Raw genomic sequence first — 276 nt, 5'->3', positions numbered from 1 at the left:
CGGATCTCAAGTTCCATTCCGGCAACCCGCTCACGGCCGACGACGTTGCATGGTCGATCCAGCGCTGCGTGCTGCTCGACAAGGGCGCGGCCGCGGTGCTGCAGGGCATCGGCTTGACGAAGGACAACGCGCTGCAAAACGTCAAGAAGATCGACGACTCGACCGTCAGTATCACGACCGACCAGAAATACGCGCCCACGTTCGTGCTCAACGTGCTGGGCGCGTGGCCTGCATCCGTGCTCGACAAGAAGCTGCTGCTGTCGCACCAGAAAGGCA

1 protein-coding gene is annotated in these 276 nt (G+C 62.3%); it reads left to right on the top strand.

Annotated features, from left to right (window positions below):
* Positions 1-276 (top strand): ABC transporter substrate-binding protein (locus SB753_RS36985; RefSeq protein ID WP_410805102.1); only part of this gene is annotated, 276 nt, incomplete at both ends.

The organism is Paraburkholderia sp. SIMBA_053, from assembly GCF_046534895.1.
In the GTDB taxonomy this organism is placed as follows: Bacteria; Pseudomonadota; Gammaproteobacteria; order Burkholderiales; family Burkholderiaceae; genus Paraburkholderia; species Paraburkholderia caledonica.
Note: the sequence above shows the minus strand (reverse complement) of the source record. Positions and strands in the feature narration are given on the sequence as shown.